Annotated in this window: 16 protein-coding genes; 4 read left to right on the forward strand and 12 right to left on the reverse strand. The window is 72.1% G+C overall.

Annotation, left to right across the window (positions count from 1 at the left end; all coding sequences use genetic code 11):
* Positions 1–37 precede the first annotated feature (37 nt).
* From IEY61_RS01905 to IEY61_RS01920, 4 genes are all read right to left on the reverse strand, one after another.
* On the reverse strand, positions 38–1,648 hold the full coding sequence (locus IEY61_RS01905) for a DHA2 family efflux MFS transporter permease subunit (protein ID WP_189040446.1): 1,611 nt from the start codon (positions 1,646–1,648) through the stop codon (positions 38–40).
* Positions 1,649–1,919: 271 nt separating this feature from the next.
* Positions 1,920–2,771 carry a DUF72 domain-containing protein gene (locus tag IEY61_RS01910; RefSeq protein WP_189040447.1) on the reverse strand — a complete coding sequence of 284 codons (852 nt, stop codon included), beginning with the start codon at positions 2,769–2,771 and terminating at the stop codon, positions 1,920–1,922.
* A gap of 115 nt (positions 2,772–2,886) precedes the next feature.
* Positions 2,887–3,648 carry a hypothetical protein gene (locus IEY61_RS01915; protein WP_189040448.1) on the reverse strand — a complete coding sequence of 254 codons (762 nt, stop codon included), beginning with the start codon at positions 3,646–3,648 and terminating at the stop codon, positions 2,887–2,889.
* A 130-nt stretch (positions 3,649–3,778) separates the two neighbouring features.
* The gene (locus IEY61_RS01920) at positions 3,779–5,026 is read right to left on the reverse strand and encodes a glycoside hydrolase family 16 protein (protein WP_189040449.1); all 1,248 of its coding nucleotides are present in this window, start codon (positions 5,024–5,026) and stop codon (positions 3,779–3,781) included.
* A 180-nt stretch (positions 5,027–5,206) separates the two neighbouring features.
* On the opposite strand from IEY61_RS01920, the gene IEY61_RS01925 reads away from it, so the two are divergent.
* Positions 5,207–5,920: a Clp protease N-terminal domain-containing protein gene (locus tag IEY61_RS01925; RefSeq protein WP_189040450.1), complete on the forward strand. Its 714-nt coding sequence runs from the start codon at positions 5,207–5,209 to the stop codon at positions 5,918–5,920.
* A 4-nt stretch (positions 5,921–5,924) separates the two neighbouring features.
* On the opposite strand, the gene IEY61_RS01930 is transcribed toward IEY61_RS01925, so the two are convergent.
* The gene (locus IEY61_RS01930) at positions 5,925–6,443 is read right to left on the reverse strand and encodes a hypothetical protein (RefSeq protein WP_189040451.1); all 519 of its coding nucleotides are present in this window, start codon (positions 6,441–6,443) and stop codon (positions 5,925–5,927) included.
* A 109-nt stretch (positions 6,444–6,552) separates the two neighbouring features.
* Entirely contained in the window at positions 6,553–6,738 is a 186-nt protein-coding gene (locus IEY61_RS01935; RefSeq protein ID WP_189040452.1) for a DNA repair protein, read from the reverse strand.
* A gap of 158 nt (positions 6,739–6,896) precedes the next feature.
* On the opposite strand from IEY61_RS01935, the gene IEY61_RS01940 reads away from it, so the two are divergent.
* Positions 6,897–7,556: a GNAT family N-acetyltransferase gene (locus IEY61_RS01940; RefSeq protein WP_189040453.1), complete on the forward strand. Its 660-nt coding sequence runs from the start codon at positions 6,897–6,899 to the stop codon at positions 7,554–7,556.
* Positions 7,557–7,752: 196 nt separating this feature from the next.
* On the opposite strand, the gene IEY61_RS01945 is transcribed toward IEY61_RS01940, so the two are convergent.
* From IEY61_RS01945 to IEY61_RS01960, 4 genes are all read right to left on the reverse strand, one after another.
* Positions 7,753–8,454: a TetR family transcriptional regulator gene (locus IEY61_RS01945; protein WP_189040454.1), complete on the reverse strand. Its 702-nt coding sequence runs from the start codon at positions 8,452–8,454 to the stop codon at positions 7,753–7,755.
* Positions 8,414–8,911, reverse strand: coding sequence for a thiol-disulfide oxidoreductase DCC family protein (locus IEY61_RS01950; RefSeq protein WP_189040455.1), 498 nt, complete (start codon positions 8,909–8,911; stop codon positions 8,414–8,416). Before IEY61_RS01950 ends, IEY61_RS01945 begins: the two co-directional genes overlap by 41 nt.
* Positions 8,908–9,387 (reverse strand): hypothetical protein, encoded by a 480-nt coding sequence (locus IEY61_RS01955; protein ID WP_189040456.1) that lies wholly within the window; start codon positions 9,385–9,387, stop codon positions 8,908–8,910. The genes IEY61_RS01950 and IEY61_RS01955 overlap by 4 nt, the downstream gene beginning before the upstream one ends.
* A gap of 116 nt (positions 9,388–9,503) precedes the next feature.
* The gene (locus IEY61_RS01960; protein ID WP_189040457.1) at positions 9,504–10,955 is read right to left on the reverse strand and encodes a glycoside hydrolase family 3 N-terminal domain-containing protein; all 1,452 of its coding nucleotides are present in this window, start codon (positions 10,953–10,955) and stop codon (positions 9,504–9,506) included.
* A 96-nt stretch (positions 10,956–11,051) separates the two neighbouring features.
* Between IEY61_RS01960 and IEY61_RS01965 the strand changes: the two genes are divergently transcribed.
* Positions 11,052–12,227: an ROK family transcriptional regulator gene (locus tag IEY61_RS01965; protein ID WP_189040458.1), complete on the forward strand. Its 1,176-nt coding sequence runs from the start codon at positions 11,052–11,054 to the stop codon at positions 12,225–12,227.
* Between the two features lie 6 nt (positions 12,228–12,233).
* Here IEY61_RS01965 and IEY61_RS01970 read toward each other — a convergent pair whose 3' ends face one another.
* Together IEY61_RS01970 and IEY61_RS01975 are read right to left on the reverse strand one after the other, a co-directional pair.
* A complete protein-coding gene (locus tag IEY61_RS01970; RefSeq protein WP_189040459.1) occupies positions 12,234–13,247 on the reverse strand; it encodes an ABC transporter permease subunit in 1,014 nt (337 codons plus the stop codon).
* On the reverse strand, positions 13,244–14,248 hold the full coding sequence (locus tag IEY61_RS01975; RefSeq protein ID WP_189040460.1) for an ABC transporter ATP-binding protein: 1,005 nt from the start codon (positions 14,246–14,248) through the stop codon (positions 13,244–13,246). The genes IEY61_RS01970 and IEY61_RS01975 overlap by 4 nt, the downstream gene beginning before the upstream one ends.
* Positions 14,249–14,347: 99 nt before the next feature.
* Between IEY61_RS01975 and IEY61_RS01980 the strand changes: the two genes are divergently transcribed.
* A complete protein-coding gene (locus IEY61_RS01980; RefSeq protein WP_189040461.1) occupies positions 14,348–15,190 on the forward strand; it encodes an ABC transporter ATP-binding protein in 843 nt (280 codons plus the stop codon).
* Positions 15,191–15,252: the final 62 nt, after the last annotated feature.

The raw sequence follows: 15,252 nt of genomic DNA on the forward strand, positions 1-15,252 counted from the left end.
CCGGACGGTGGTGTCCGGCGGCCCCGACGGCCGAGGGTCAGTGGACGATGGCGGGGACCTTCGGCTGCTCGCCGGGATCGTCCCCGGGCTGGTCGTCCAGCAGGTGCGAGCGTTCCCGCTTCCGGGGTAGGAGCGCGGCCGGGATGAACGTGAGCAGGACCAGCCCGAACGCCACCCAGAACGTGGTGGCGAAGGAGTCGGCGGCGAAATCGAGCCCGCGCTGGATGAGCGACGGGTCGGGAATCTGCTCGGCCAGTTCCGGTCGCTGCTGGGCGGCGATGGCCAGCCCAGCCTCGGTGACCGGCTCGCCGTTCGGGCCGGTGAGGCCGGGAATCGACGGGGAGGCGTTGAGCTCGTTGGTGAGGATCACCGACATCACCGCGGCACCGACGGAACCGCCGATCTGTTGGAGGATGTTCACCAGGGTGGTGCCGCGCGCCACCTCGTGACCGGTGAGGGTCTTCAGCGCCGAGGTCATGATGGGCATCATGGTGCCGCCCATGCCCAGGCCCATCACGAACAGCGAGCCGCAGATCAGCACGTACGAGGTGTCCGCGTCGAGCTGGGTGAAGGTGAAGAGCCCGCCGACGATCAGCAGCAGCGCGAACGGCACCGTGCGGCCCACCGGCATCTTGTCGGCCAGCACGCCCGCGATCGGCATGGTGAGCATCGCGCCGAGGCCCTGCGGCGCGATCAGCAGGCCGGCGTGCAGCGCCGACTGGCCGCGCACCTGGAGGAAGTAGCTCGGGATCAGCAGCCCGGCGCCCATGAACGCGATGATGAAGACGAACATGGTGACCGCCGCGATGGTGAGCCTGCGGTTGCGGAACAGCCGCAGGTCCAGCAGCGGGTGTCGGGGCTTGAAGCTGTAGATGACGAAGGCCACCACCAGTGCCGCACCGACCAGCATCGGCCCCCACACCTTCGAGTCGGCGAAGGTGCCGGTTTCGGGCAACGTGGAGACGCCGTAGAGGAACAGGGCGAGACCGGGCGAGAGCATCAGCATGCCGACGAAGTCGAACGACTCGGACGGCTCGGGGTTGTCCTTCGGCAGGGCACGCTGCGCGTAGACCAGCGCGATGGCGCCGATCGGCAGGTTGATCAGGAAGATCCAGTGCCAGCTCGCCACGTCGATCAGCCAGCCGCCGAGGATCGGGCCGCCGATCGGGCCGAGCAGCATCGGGATGCCGAGGACGGCCATCAGCCGGCCGATCCGGTGCGGGCCGGCCGCCCGGGTCATGATCGTCATGCCGATCGGCATGAGCATGCCGCCGCCGAGGCCCTGCAGCACCCGGTACGTGATCAGTTCTCCGATCGTGTCGGCGGTGGCGCACAGGCCGGACCCGATGGTGAACAGTGTCAGCGCGATCATGTAGAGGCGTTTGGTGCCGAACCGGTCGGCGGCCCACCCACTGAGCGGGATGACCGTGGCCAGCGCCAGCGTGTAGCCGGTCATGGTCCACGCGACGCGGGCGTACGAGGCGTCGAACTCGCTCTGGAACCTCGGCAGCGCGACGCTGACCACCGTCACGTCGAGGATCGACATGATCGCGCCGAGCACCACGACGCCGGCCACCTTGAGCACGGCGGCGTCGAGCTTGTCCGATGTCGCGACCGGCGGCGATGCCGCGACAGGTTGCTGTGTCACGAGGTCTCCTGGGAGTTGGATCTGACCGAAGGAATTCGGTGATGGTGGCGCGGCGCGCGGACCGTCAGGAAGACTAGCCACCGCCACCGACAGCGCGCCGCCGGTTTAGCGGGCTACCGCGGGGTTCGGCAGGTGTTCCTCATCACGCGACCGGTGGGCCGGCTGGCGCGGGCCGGTGGTACGCCAGCGCCACGCGCGGCAGGGGCGCGTCAGCGAGCAGGCGTCATGTCACACAGGCAGCACCGCGAGGGCGATGGCCCGGATCGGGTCCTCAGAACAGGGTGGTGGGCTCGACCGGGATCGGCTCGGGCAGCGGGGCCAGGGTCGGCACGCGGGCGCGTACCTCGTCGTGGAAGCGGCGGGCCAGCGTGGGTGCGTCGGCGTTGTCCGGGGTGTGGATGAAAACGGTCGGTGAGCGGCCCTCGCGCAGCCAGCCGGCGGTGATGTCGAGCCAGCGCCGCCAGCCCTCGACGGTCCGGTCCGGGTCGTCGCGGCCGAGGTAGCGGACGATCGGCCGGTCGGTCAGCGCGGCCGTACGCAGCGGCAGCCTGGGTTTCTTCGTCCAGGCGTCCCGCTCGGCGTCGCTGGTCGGCGGGTCGGCGAAGAACGCTGTGGTGTCGAAGGGGATCCACTCGGCGTCCACGGCGGCGAGCACCGACTCCAGCTCCCGCCCGGCGCGCGGATCGGTGAAGAACGCGGGATGGCGGACCTCGACGGCGCAGCGGTGGGTGTCGGGCAGTCGGCGCAGGAAGCGGGCGAGCGTGGGTACGTCGGCCGGCCCGAACGAGCCGGGCAGCTGGACCCAGAGGGCGTGGGCGCGGGGACCGAGCGGCTCGATCGCGTCCAGGAACGCGCGCATCGGAGCGTTGACGTCGGTGAGCCGGCGCTCGTGCGTGACGAGCTTCGGCAGCTTGACCACGAACCGGAAGTCGGGGCTGGTCTGCCGCGCCCACACGGCCACGGTGTCCGGGGTCGGCGTCGCGTAGAAGGTGGTGTTGCCCTCGACCGCGTCGCACCAGCCGGCGTAGTGCCGCAGCCGTTCCTGCGTGGGCAGCGGATGGGGGAGCAGCCGGCCCTGCCACGCCTTGTGTGTCCACATCGCACACCCGACGTGCAGACGCATGCCCACCGGACCTTCCCCTGTCAAGGGCCCGACGCCATGAAGTCGAGGATGCGCTGATTGACCAGCTCGGGCCGCAGCCTGTCCGATAGTACGCACGCCGCGAGCATGCGCACGGTCAGCGCCCGGCGTCGCTGCGCTCGACGGTGAGGCTGGCGACCCCGGCGGCCGCGTCGATGTCGTAGCGCTCGGTCGCCGACGGCCAGTCCGCCGGGGTGAAGGTGGTGCCGCCGGCCACGCCGGAGTGGGCGGCGCCGTCGACGGTGACCGTGCCGGCCCCGCCGCCCGCGCGGACCCGAACCGGCGCGTCACCGGCCAGCCGCACGACGACCTGGTTCGCTCCGCCGCTGAGGACGGTACGCAGGGTGCCGTCGGCCGGGGGAAGCGCCAGCTCGATCCGGTGGGCGCCGCTGCTCAGCTCGACCCCGCCGAGCCGGGCGGTACGCAGGTCCAGGCGCTGTTCCTTGGCGCCCCCGTCGAGTCGGACGTGCCAGCGCACCGCTTCGTGCAGCACCACCTCGACCAGCGCCGGGCCGTCCTGCCCGGTGTCGCGCAGGCTGGTCAGCAGGTCTCCGTGGGTGACGGAGACCACGGGACGGACGCTGGCGTCGCGCGGCGTGGACACCCGGTAGGTCTCCTCGCCCAGGTCGGCGGTGCGTAGCCGGATCACGTCGGCACCGTCGAGCAGCACGAAGGTGGCGTCGCGCGCCTCGACGACGCCGGTGACGACATGGCCACCCCCGGCCTCGCCTCGGACCGTCACCCAGGTCCAGCCGGCGACCAGCATCACCACGACGAGCAGCAGCGCCCCACCGAGCCACCACCACAACCGGGTCTGTTGCGCGTTGTCCAGGTCGCCTGCCGGCTGAACGTCGTCCACGTCGCCTCCCGCACCTTGTGACCGCACGGGCTACTACCCATCGGGCCCGTCACCGACTCTTACGGGCCGGAAGCCGCAGCGGCTCACCACCGACCGGCGGTGAGCCGCTGGGCACGGGTGCCGGGCGCGGTCAGGCGCGCGACCACTTCTGGTTGGGGGTGCCGGCGCAGTCCCAGAGTTGGAGCCGGCCGCCGTTGTTCGGGTTGTTGTCCCGTACGTCGACGCAGCGGTTCGCGTTGAGGTTGACCAGGTCACCGGCGGCGTTGAGGGTGAACCGTTGGGCCGGGTTGCCGTTGCAGGTGACCAGGTTGACCTCGGTGCCGTTGGCGGTGCCGGCCCAGGCCGGGTCCATGCACTTGCCCATGGCACGGATGGTGCCGTCGGCGGCGAAGGTCCAGGCTTGGGCGGCGGTGGTGTTGCAGTCCCAGATCTGCAACGGTGCGCCGTCGTACGGGTTGGCGCTGGGGATGTCGATGCACCGGCCGCTCTGCTGACCCCGGATCCGGGTGGTGCCGGTGTTGCCGTCCGGCACGTGGCCGTAGACCCGGACGTAGTCGACGAGCATCTGCTGCGGGAACTGGGTCGAGCCGTCGGGGTAGCCGGGCCACTCACCACCGACCGCGACGTTGAGGATCATGAAGAAGGGGTGGTCGAACACCCAGCGGTTGCCGCCCAGCCGGCCCGGGTCGACCCGGAAGAACTCCTGACCGTCGAGGTACCAGCGGATGACGTTCGGCTCCCAGTCCACCCGGTAGGTGTGGAAGGTGTCGGCCAGCGGCTGCCCGATGGTGCGGCTGCCGCCGATCCCGCCGCCACCGGAGTAGCCCGGCCCGTGGACGGTGCCGTGGACGGTGGTCGGCTCCCGGCCGATGTTCTCCATGATGTCGATCTCGCCGGAGGCCGGCCAGCCGACGCTGCCGAAGTTGTTGCCGAGCATCCAGAACGCCGGCCAGATGCCCTGGCCCCGGGGGATCTTGATGCGGGCCTCGAACCGGCCGTACGCCTGGCTGAACGTGGCGGAGGTCAGCAGCCGGGCCGAGGTGTACTCGCACCGGCCGTAGTGACACTGGTAGTTTGCCGGGTTCTCCCGGCGGGCGGTGATGACGAGGTTGCCCTGGCCGTCGTGCACCGCGTTGCTCGTGCTGTTGGTGTAGTACTGCCGTTCGTTGTTGCCCCAGCCGTGGCCGCCGATGTCGAAGCGCCACTTGGACTGGTCCACCGGCGTGCCGGCGGGTGCGTTGAACTCGTCCTGCCAGGTGAGCCCGCCGATGGCGGCGGCGGCCGGTGCGGACTGCACGGGTAGGACGAGCGCGCTGGTGACGAGGGCCGCGGCGAAGGCGGCGGCGGCCCGCCGGAGGCTGCGGGAGATGGCGTGCACGATGAATCTCCTCGGGGGTGGAGGGGCGGATGCGCCGGCAACGACGAGGGAGAGCGCTCTCTGCATCCGAGTTTGTCGATGTCAGGAGATTTAGTCAAGGTTGTTAACAGCTGGTGTCGCTCCGGCGGGCGTCGTCAACCCGTGGTTGACGATTCCGCTTCGTCAACCTAAGGTTGACGCATGACTGATCCCGTGCAGGTGAACAACCCCGTCCGCCTCGACGACCTGATCCAGACCATCAAGCAGACCCACACCGACGCCCTCGAGCAACTCACCGGCGCGGTGCTGGTCGCCGACCACATCGGCGAGATCGCCGACCACCTGATCGGCCACTTCGTCGACCAGGCCCGACGCTCCGGCGCGTCCTGGACCGAGATCGGCCGCAGCATGGGGGTGAGCAAGCAGGCGGCCCAGAAGCGTTTCGTGAACGCGGCGATGGACCCGCAGCAGGGATTCCAGCGGTTCACCCCGCGTGCCCGCAACGTCACGGTGGCCTCGCAGAACGAGGCGAAGGCCGCCGGTAACGCCGAGATCACCCCGGCGCACCTGGTGCTCGGCCTGCTCGTCGAGCCGGAAGGCCTGGCCGCAAAGGCGCTGACGGCCGGCGGCGTGTCCGCCGAGGCGGTGCGGGAGGCCACCACTGCCGTGCTGCCACCGTCGGTCGGCGAGGTTCCCGACCTGATCCCGTTCGACGCCGCCAGCAAGAAGACGCTGGAGTTGACCTTCCGTGAGGCGCTGCGGCTCGGGCACAACTACGTCGGCACCGAGCACATCCTGCTCGCCCTGCTGGAGCAGGAGAACGGCGAGGGCGTGCTCAGCGGCCTCGGCGTGGACAAGGCCGCCATCGAGGCGTACCTCGTGGCGGCCCTGGACAAGCTGCGGGTGTTCGAGTAGTCGATCAGGAAACGGTCGGGAAGCCGTACCGGGCGGCGTGCTCCGGGTCGGCCGGGTCGATCTGGCGCAGCCCGGCGTCGGCGAGGCGCTTGTTCACCTCGTCGAGCCGCTCGCGCACCAGTTGGGCCTCCTCCTCGGTGACCCGCCCCCGGTGCGGCTTGCCGGCGTGCTCGATCGTGCCGTAGTCGACCTTCTCGGCGCCGCGCCGGGCCTTCGGTGGGCGTACCCGCTCGGCGGTCTTGAGCAGTTGCGCCATCGGCGTGTCGGTGGCCATGGCGTCGAACTCGCTGGCGGTCAGCACCACCCGGCGCGGTTCGCCGTGGCCGTGCCGGTCGTGGATCTCGACCACCGCCACGTCCAGCGCGGCGTCGTCGATGCTCTCCACCTCGGTCGGTGTCGCGTCCAACTGCACAGGGCCGGCCACCAGGTCAGGGTGCTCCAGGACGACGACGCGGACCGCCTCGTCGTCGGGGCGCAGCACCGTGCCGCTGAAGTCGGAGACACGGATCGTCTTCTTGCCCATGGGTGCAGTAGCTCCTGTCGTAACCGGTCGAGGGACCAGCAGACGTTACCCGACAGGTGTGCGAAAGACGGTGCTGGCTCGCCGTGCCGGCGCGAGGCCAGAGATCCCCTCAGTGGGTGTTCAGGTGCCGGCGGGTCGAGGCGCCGGGAGGCAGCTTGTTGAGCTCGCGCCAGGTGAGCGCGCCGCCACGGTGGTCATCGTAGGGCGGCTGGGCCGGGAAGCGGCCGGCGAGTCGGCGAGGCCGCCAGACCCGCTCGGTCTCCTGCCGGCGGCGGTCGTTCGACTGGAATGGCATGCCCCCACTCTTCCAGAGAAAGTTGTCCATGTATGGAAATGGGTATGACGCCGGTCGGTGGATCGGGTTGCCGGCCCGTCGATCATCGGTCGGCGCGATCGCGCCCGGTCGTCGTACGGTGAGGACATCAGCGGCAGCGGCGGCGCGGGAGGTGACCGATGCTCGACCGGCGGCTCCACCTGCATCTGGCGACCTGGCTGGGGCAGTGGCCGGCGGGTCCGGGTCTGCACGTGGTGGGGTCGTGGCGGCGGACCTCCCCGGCCTGGGACGGGCGACTGCGTCCGGCCGTCGCGGTCCGCGCCGGGGCGAGCACGGTGTTGTCCGTGCCTCCGGACCGGGTCCCGGTCGTTCGCGAGCTGGCTCGGCGGCCGGAGCGGTTGCCGCGGGCCCTGCCGGCGGAGGTCGGTCACGCCGGGTGGGCGGTCCACGACGACGTTTTCCGCTGGAGCGTCGCGCCCGCGCCGCTGCCCGACGTGGGCGAGTGGATCCCGCCCGGCACCGTCGGGCTGCCCTCCTGGCTGCGGCTGTTCGACCGGGCCGTGCTGGTGGTCCGCGACGACCGGGGTCGCTACCTGGCCGGAGTCGGGATCAAGCGTCACGACCGGTACGGACACGAGTTGGCAGTGGGCACCGTGCCGGCCGCACGGGGGCGTGGACTTGCCCGGCGTCTCGTCGCGCAGGCCGCTCGCCGGGTGCTCGACGAAGGTGCCGTGCCGACCTATCTGCACGATCGCCGCAACGCCGCCTCGGCCCGGGTGGCCGAGGCGGCCGGCTTTCCGGACCGGCGCTGGCGCTCGTACGGGGTCTATCCCAGCTGAGCAGCGACGGCAGGGCGCGGACCGTGGATCCCGGGCCGGATCCACGGTCCGCAGCCTCCCTCCCCAGATCCGCAGGTGGCTCGACGTCGATCACGCTACGTATCCAATTCTTCTTCGGCAAGGTGTCAACGCCGCCCGAACGGTGTCCAATAGCGGACTTGACCAGGATCAACGTGTCGGACGCCGGTCGGGCGAATCAGTGACGGAGGGTACGGATCAGGTCGACCACCTGCCGGGTGGCCGGGCGCAGCACCCGCAGCCGGGAGAGCCCCACCAGCCGATCGATCAGCGGCACGGCGCCGTCGATCAGCTTTCGGGTGCGGGCCTGCCCCGGTGAGCGGTCGTAGACCCAGTAGAGCACCGTTCCCATGTACGCCAACCAGAGCAACTCGGGCAGTTGCGGCCGCAGTTCCGGGTCGACCTTGGCGGTGGAGCCCGCCAGCACCTCGGCGAAGAGGGCGACGGCGGCCTCGCGTGGCGCGGCCGTCTCGGCCGAGAAGGGGCTCAGTGGCGACGTGGGTTCGGCGGCGACCTTGAAGAAGCTGGCCGCGAATTCGTGCGAGGGGGCCAGGACGTCGATGGCCGCGTGCAGCACTCCGGAGAGCCGGGCGGCGAAGTCGGACTCGCGGTCCAGCACCGGCCGGGCCGCCGCCGCGTGCTCCCGCTGCGTCCGGAGGTAGAACTCCTGGATCAGGTGTTCCTTCGAACCGAAGTAGTAGTACGCGTTGCCGACCGCGACGCCGGCCTCCTGGGCGATGGCGCGCATGGTGGTGCGGGCGTAGCCGCGTTCGCGGAACATCCGCATCGCGGTCTCCAGGATCAACTGCCGGGTCTGCTCGCCCCGGGCGGTGGCTGGCTCACCACCCGCAGCGGTCGTCGGCGCACTCTGGTCGGTCATTCGGGTCACCGTATCCCGCCGGCTGGCCGGCCGGCTCCGACTGCGGCTCGCGGGCGCGTTCGCGGATCGCGGAGGCGGTCGCCACCACCCGTCGAGCCAGGGGCAGCAGGTGCGGGCGGGCCAGCCGGTCGGCCGTCGCCCGATGATCGGCCAGGGCCCACAGGCAGGCGAACCAGGCGCCGTCGCCGGCGTAGACGGCTCCGGTGTCGGCGATCACCGTGATATCACGCAGCGTCGCGTCGTGGTCCAGGCCGGGGAAGCGCCGTCGGGCCTCGGTCGACCCCGCCGGCACGAACTCCAGGGGTACGAGCTGGGCCCGCGACGTCAGCCACTCGCGGGCGGCCCGGCACAGCGGGCAGTGCGCGTCGTAGAGGACGGTGAAGCTGCGGATGCCACCACCCCCGTGTGTGGTGGCATCCGGCAGCCCGCCCGTCCCGCCCCGGTCGTCGACGGTCATTGGGCGGGCGGGGTCGGTCCCGCCGGCCGGTGGGGCGGCTGCGGGTGCTCGGCCGGCTGTGGGTGCTGCCCGGTCGCCGGCTGCGGCATGGCCAGGTAGCCGACCGGTGCCAGCGGCGGATGGGAGGCGAGCTGGCGCAGTCGGCTGCGCCGGTACCGGCCGAGGGCGTAGACGTTGAAGAAGTGCAGCGCGCCGAGCACCAGCAGCACCAGGCCGACCTTCCAGGACAGCTCCTCCATCGCCCGGCTGGTGGAGCCGATCGCTTCCGAGTGCCGCATCGCGACCGTGACATAGCCGAGGTTGAGCAGGTAGAACCCGACCACCAGGAGGTTGTTCACGGCACGGGCCAGGCGCTCGTCGGCGAACACCTCCTCCAGGAAGATCTGCCCGTTGCGGGCCAGCGTCCGTGCCACCCAGATGGTCAGGCCGATGCTGACCGCCAGGTAGACCAAATACATCCAGACCTTGATGTCCATGTCGGACCCCGCTCTTGAACGCGTTCAAATGCTGACGCGGGTCAGCGTACGGCAGAAGTTGAACGCGTTCAAGATGGCCGAACGCCACACCCGGTGGATCGGCGTGGAGCGACGGATCAGCGGGTGAGGCCCAGCGCCTCGGCGGCGGCCCGACCGTTGGCGTGGCTCGCGCCGTACGTGGTCACGAAGGCCCGGACGCCGGGCGGCCGCCAGCTGGCCGGCCAGCCCATCTCGACCACCACCACCGGGTGCCGGGCGGCCAACGTGGCGACCAGCTCCGGTCCGCCGGGCAGGCGGTGCAGGTGCCGCCCGACCAGCACGATCGGCCGGGACCCTGCGCGGCGGCACAGGTCTTCCGGGTCGGCCTCGGTGGCCACCACGCGGATCTGCTCGGTGTCGTGCAGGTGCGGGCCCAGGCCCCACGGCACCCGCCCCTCGGCGATGGTGGCAGCGGCGTGCAGCTGCACCACCAGCGGGCGCCCCAGCCCGGTCAGCACGCCCTCCACGTGGACCGCCCGGCGGGCCGCCGCGTACCCCAGCCGGGTGGGGGTGCCGGTGGACGTGCCGGCGGCCCGGGTCCAGGCGGCGAGTTCCGCGGCGCGGCCGGCCGCCTGCTCGACCCGGGACCGCGCCAGCCGGCCGTCGCCCAGCGCGGCCACGATCTCGGCGGCCACCCGCTCGACCAGGTCGGCGTCGACCCGGGCACCGATGCAGAGCAGGTCCGCGCCGGCGGCCAGGGCCAGCACCGCGCCGGGGGCGATCCCGCCGGCGGCGAGCGCGGCGCCCTTCATCTCCAGGGCGTCGGTGATCACGGTGCCGGTGAAGCCGTACTCGTCGCGCAGCAGGTCCACCAGCACCGCGCGGCTGAACGTCGCCGGCCGGTCGCCGGTCAGCGCGGGTACCCGGATGTGCGCGGTCATCACCGCCCTGGCGCCGGCGGCCACCACCGCGGCGAACGGCGGCAGGTCGCGTCGGCGCAGCAGGTCCGGCGGGACGTCCACGGTGGGCAGCTCGTGGTGGGAGTCGGCGACCGTGGCGCCGTGCCCGGGGAAGTGCTTGGCGCAGGCCGCGACCCCGGCGGCCTGGAGGCCGGCGGTCGCGGCGGCGGCGTGTGCGGCGACCCGCGCCGGATCGGCGCCGAACGACCGGGTGCCGATCACCGGGTTGTCGTCGGCGCTGTTGACGTCGACGGTGGGCGCCAGGTTGACGGTGATGCCGAGACCGACCAGCTCCGCGCCGATGGCGTGGTGGATCTGGCGGGTGAGCGAGACGTCGTCGATCGCGCCGAGCGCGGCGTTACCGGGGTACGGGCTGCCGGTGGCGTGCGCCAGCCGGGTGACGTCGCCACCCTCCTCGTCGATGGCGATCAGCACGTCGGGCCGCCCGGTACGCAGCGCGGCGGTGCTCGCCGCCACCTGGGCCGGCTGGTGGATGTTCCGGCCGAACAGGGTGTGCCCGGCCAGCCCGTCGGCGACCAGGTCGACGGCCCAGTCGGGCGGGACCGGTCCGGGGTACGCGGCCAGCAGGGTGCCCAGCGCGAGGCGACGAAGTCCTGGGTCCAGCCCCACGCGATCTCTCCTCTCCTGCCGGCCGGATACGCTACGTGCTACCCGTTCGCAGGGCAGTTTACAGTTAGCAAAGTTTACTGAACTTGAGGACATGGCATGAGCGCGACCCGGCTGCCCGGCACCCCACGTCTGTTGCGAGCCCTCAACGACCGCGCGGCGCTGGAACTTCTGCTGGAACAGGGGCCGCTGACCCGGGCCCGGCTCGGCGAACTCACCGGCCTGTCCAAGGTCACCGCGTCCCAGCTGGTGGAGCGGCTGGAGGAACGCGGACTGGTCACCCGGGTCGGTGAGCAGGCCGGCGGGCGAGGGCCGAACGCCCAGCTCTACGCGGTGCGGCCGGGCAGCGCCCACGTGATCGGCGTGGACGTGGGCCCGGAGCGGGTGGTGGCCGCCTGCGCCGACATCACCGGCGCGGTGATCGGCCGGGTCGAGCAGTCCACCCGGGACACCGACGACCCGGTGGGAGTGGTGCACAACGCCGTCGTCCAGGCCGCCAGCAGCGCCGGAGCGCAGCTGTCGAGCGTACGCCGGATCGTGCTCGGCACCCCCGGCCTGGTCGACCCGGGAACCGGTGACATCACCTTCGCGTTCAACCTGCCCCGCTGGCATCGCGGTCTGCTCGCCGCGCTCCGCGACGACCTGGACACCCCGGTCGTGTTCGAGAACGACGTCAACCTCGCGGCGGTGGCCGAGGCGCAGTCCGGCGCGGCTCAAGGGCTGGCGGACTTCGTGCTGGTCTGGGTCGGCACCGGTGTCGGCCTGGCGATCATGCTGGGCGGGCGGCTGCACCAGGGCAGCAGCGGCGCGGCCGGCGAGATCGGGTACCTGCCGGTGCCCGGGGCGCCGATCCCGCGCGACGTCTCCCGCCGGGCCAAGCCGGCGTTCCAGCAGCTGGCCGGCGCGGACGCGATCCGGGCGCTGGCCCGTGAGCACGGTTATCCCGACACCTCCGCCGCCGACGCGGTGCGCGCCGCGATCGCCGACGGCACCGCCGGCGGGCCGATGCTCGACGAGGTGGCGCGCCGGCTCGCCCTCGGTGTGGCGAGCACCTGCGTGGTGCTGGACCCGCCGCTGGTGGTCCTCGCCGGGGAGGTGGGCCAGGCCGGTGGTGCGGCGCTGGCCGAGCGGGTGCAGCACGAGGTCGCCGCCATCACGCTGGTGCGCCCCCGGGTGGTGCCCACCGGGCTCACCGAGGAGTCGATCCTGCACGGGGCGCTGCGTACCGCCCTGGACGCCGTTCGGGACGAGGTCTTCGGCTCGACCGTCGGCTGAGCGGGGTCAGACCAGGTCGCGGCGCCGGAACACGGCGAAGGCCGCGGCGGTGAGCCCGCCGGTGAACAACAGCAGCACGGCCAGCGCCGCCGGCCAGCCCAGCGAGTAGCTGCCGTCGCAGTAGCCGTGGGTCAGGTTCGCGCAGACGCTGGCGTCCCAGAGCTTCATCTCACCGGCCAGCCACGCGCCGACGTACGTGGAGAGCATGAGCTGGTCGGGCCGGGCCGCCTGGAGGATATCCAGCACGATCCGACCACCCAGCTCCCACACCACCAGGTACGCCGCCGCCGCGCCGAGCGCCGCCGAGGTGTGCCGACCCATCGCGGCGATGGCGAAGCCGAGCGCCGCGGCGAGCAGCACCAGCACCAGACCACGCCCCCAGATCGCGCCCAGCCCCGCCCAGAAGGCGGCGTTGGTCGGGCCGGGATAGCCGGTGACCTGGGCAATGACCCAGAAGGTGCCGAGGTACGCCAGTGAGGAGAGCACCGACAACACCAGCGTCAGCCCGAGCAGCGTGCCCAGCTTCGTGCCCAGCACCGTCAGTCGGCGTGGCCGCCACAGCAGCAGGTTCACCACCCCGCCGGAATTCAGGTCGGCACCGATGTAGGAGGCGCCGACCAGGAAGCCGAACAGCACCAGGAACGCCACCAGGAAGTACAGCAACGGCTCGGCCTGCCGGGTGAAGGTGAACACGCCGGCCAGGTAGTCGGCGGTCACCGGCAACCGGTCCCGCAGCGCCGGATCCAGCTCGGAGCAGTCGTCCGGGAGGTAGCCGTAGTCCTCGACGGGCGGCGGGGCGCCCTGCTCCCGGGCCAGGCAGCGGGAATGCTGCAACTCCATCTCGCGCCGCTCGGCCACGGCCTTCTGCTGCGCCTGGGCCAGTTCGGTGGCGCTGGGCTGATGCGAGCCGGCCAACGTGGTAGCCGCCGTCACCGCGAAGGCGAACGCCAGCAGGACGACCATGAGCTGCACGAAACGGCGTGCGACCAGCCGCTCCACCTCGGCCCGGATCAGGTTCACGCGTCCACTCCCCGTACGTCGTCGAGGTCGATCACGGCCGGGCCCGGATGCGGTGCCGAGCCGTCCGGCTGCCGGGGTACGCCCGGATGCGGCGTGGTGCCGGTCAGCTCCAGGAAGACGCTCTCCAGATCCGGCCGCAACGGCGTCAGTTCGCGTACCCAGATGCCCTGCTCGCCCAGCGTCCGGCTGACCGTGACCGGATCCGGCACGCCGCCGACCACCAGGTGGTCGCCGTGCCCGGTGACCGTCAGCCCGGCGGCCAGCAGCAACTCCTCGGCCCGGGCCAGGTCGTCGGCGCGGACCAGGCACTCGGCGCGGTCGAAACCGGCCAGCACCTGCTCCACCGGACCGGCCGCCACCCGCCGGCCCCGCGAGATGATCGTGACGTGGTCGCAGATCAGCTGGATCTCGGCCAGGATGTGACTGGAGAGCAGCACCGTCACGCCGTTCGCCGCCAGCCCGCGCATCAGGTCGCGCATCTCGCGAATGCCCGCCGGGTCCAGCCCGTTGGCCGGTTCGTCGAGGATCAGCAGCTCGGGGCGCTTGAGCAGGGCCGAAGCCACGGCCAGGCGCTGCTTCATGCCGAGCGAGTAGCCCTTGACCCGTTCGTGGCCCCGGTCGCCCAGGCCCACCTCCTCCAGCACCTCGTCGACCCGGGCGACGGGTACGCCACCGGCCAGCGCGAGCAGCCGCAGCGTGCGGTAGCCGGTGAAGTTGCCGAAGAACTGGGGGCTCTCCACGATCGCGCCGACCCGCCCGGCGACCCGGGCCAGGTGATCCGGCGCGTCGGCCCCGAGCACGCTCATCCGCCCCTCGTCGGCGCGGACCAGCCCGAGCAGCGCCCGCAGCGTGGTCGTCTTGCCCGACCCGTTGGGACCGAGGAACCCGTGCACCTGGCCGGCCTCGACCCGCAGGTCGAACCCGTCGACGGCGACCCGACGGCCCCGACGCACACTGTGGAAGGTCTTGCGCAGACCATCGATCTCGATGACCCCGCTCATGGTCCCTCCGGATGGGGTGAGCAACGACACGGCGCCTCACCATACGGCCACCTCGCACACCGGTGGGGGCCGGCCGACCCTGCGTGATTGGATGGGCAGGTGACTGGTGACCTGATCCTCGGCGCAGCCGGCGCCACACCCGCCCCCTCGCCCGTGGACGCGGATCTGGTGGTCAGCCTCGACGGCGTCGCCGTACGCCGGTCCGGCACCGCCCTTCTGCACGACCTGGACTGGCGGGTGGAACTGGACGAACGCTGGGTGGTGCTGGGGCCCAACGGCGCCGGCAAGACCACTCTGCTCAAACTCGCCGCGGGGCGGCTGCACCCCACCACCGGCACCGTGCACGTGCTGGGGGAGCGGATCGGGGGCACCGACCTCACCGAACTGCGGACCCGCATCGGTCTGACCACCGCCGCGCTCGCCGAGCGCCTGCCCGCCGACGAGCGGGTCCGTGACGTGGTGATGACCGCGGCCTGGTCGGTGGTCGGCCGCTGGCGGGAGAGCTACGACCCGGCCGACGTGGCCCGCGCCCGCGCGCTGCTCGACCAGCTCGGCGTCGGCACGCTGGCCGACCGGACGTACGGCACCCTGTCGGAGGGCGAGCGCAAGCGGGTGCAGATCGCCCGCGCGCTGATGACCGACCCGGAGCTGCTGCTGCTCGACGAACCGGCGGCCGGGTTGGACCTGGGTGGCCGGGAGGAGCTGGTGGCCCGCCTCGCCGAGCTGGCGCAGGACCCCGACGCCCCGGCGCTGGTCCTGGTCACCCACCACGTGGAGGAGATCCCGCCCGGCTTCACCCACGCGCTGCTGCTGCGCGAGGGCGCGGTGATGGCCCAGGGTCTGCTGGACGACACCCTCACCCCCGACAACCTCACCAAGACCTTCGGCCTGCCGCTGCTCGTCGAGCGCACCCGCGGTCGCTACACCGCCCGCGCCGCCTGAGGTGTAAGGAGGGGCCCCCTTTTAACGCCTGGAGTAGAGGAAGGGCCCCCTATTAACAGCCG

Source organism: Micromonospora sonchi (genome assembly GCF_014646235.1).
Lineage (GTDB): Bacteria > Actinomycetota > Actinomycetes > Mycobacteriales > Micromonosporaceae > Micromonospora > Micromonospora sonchi.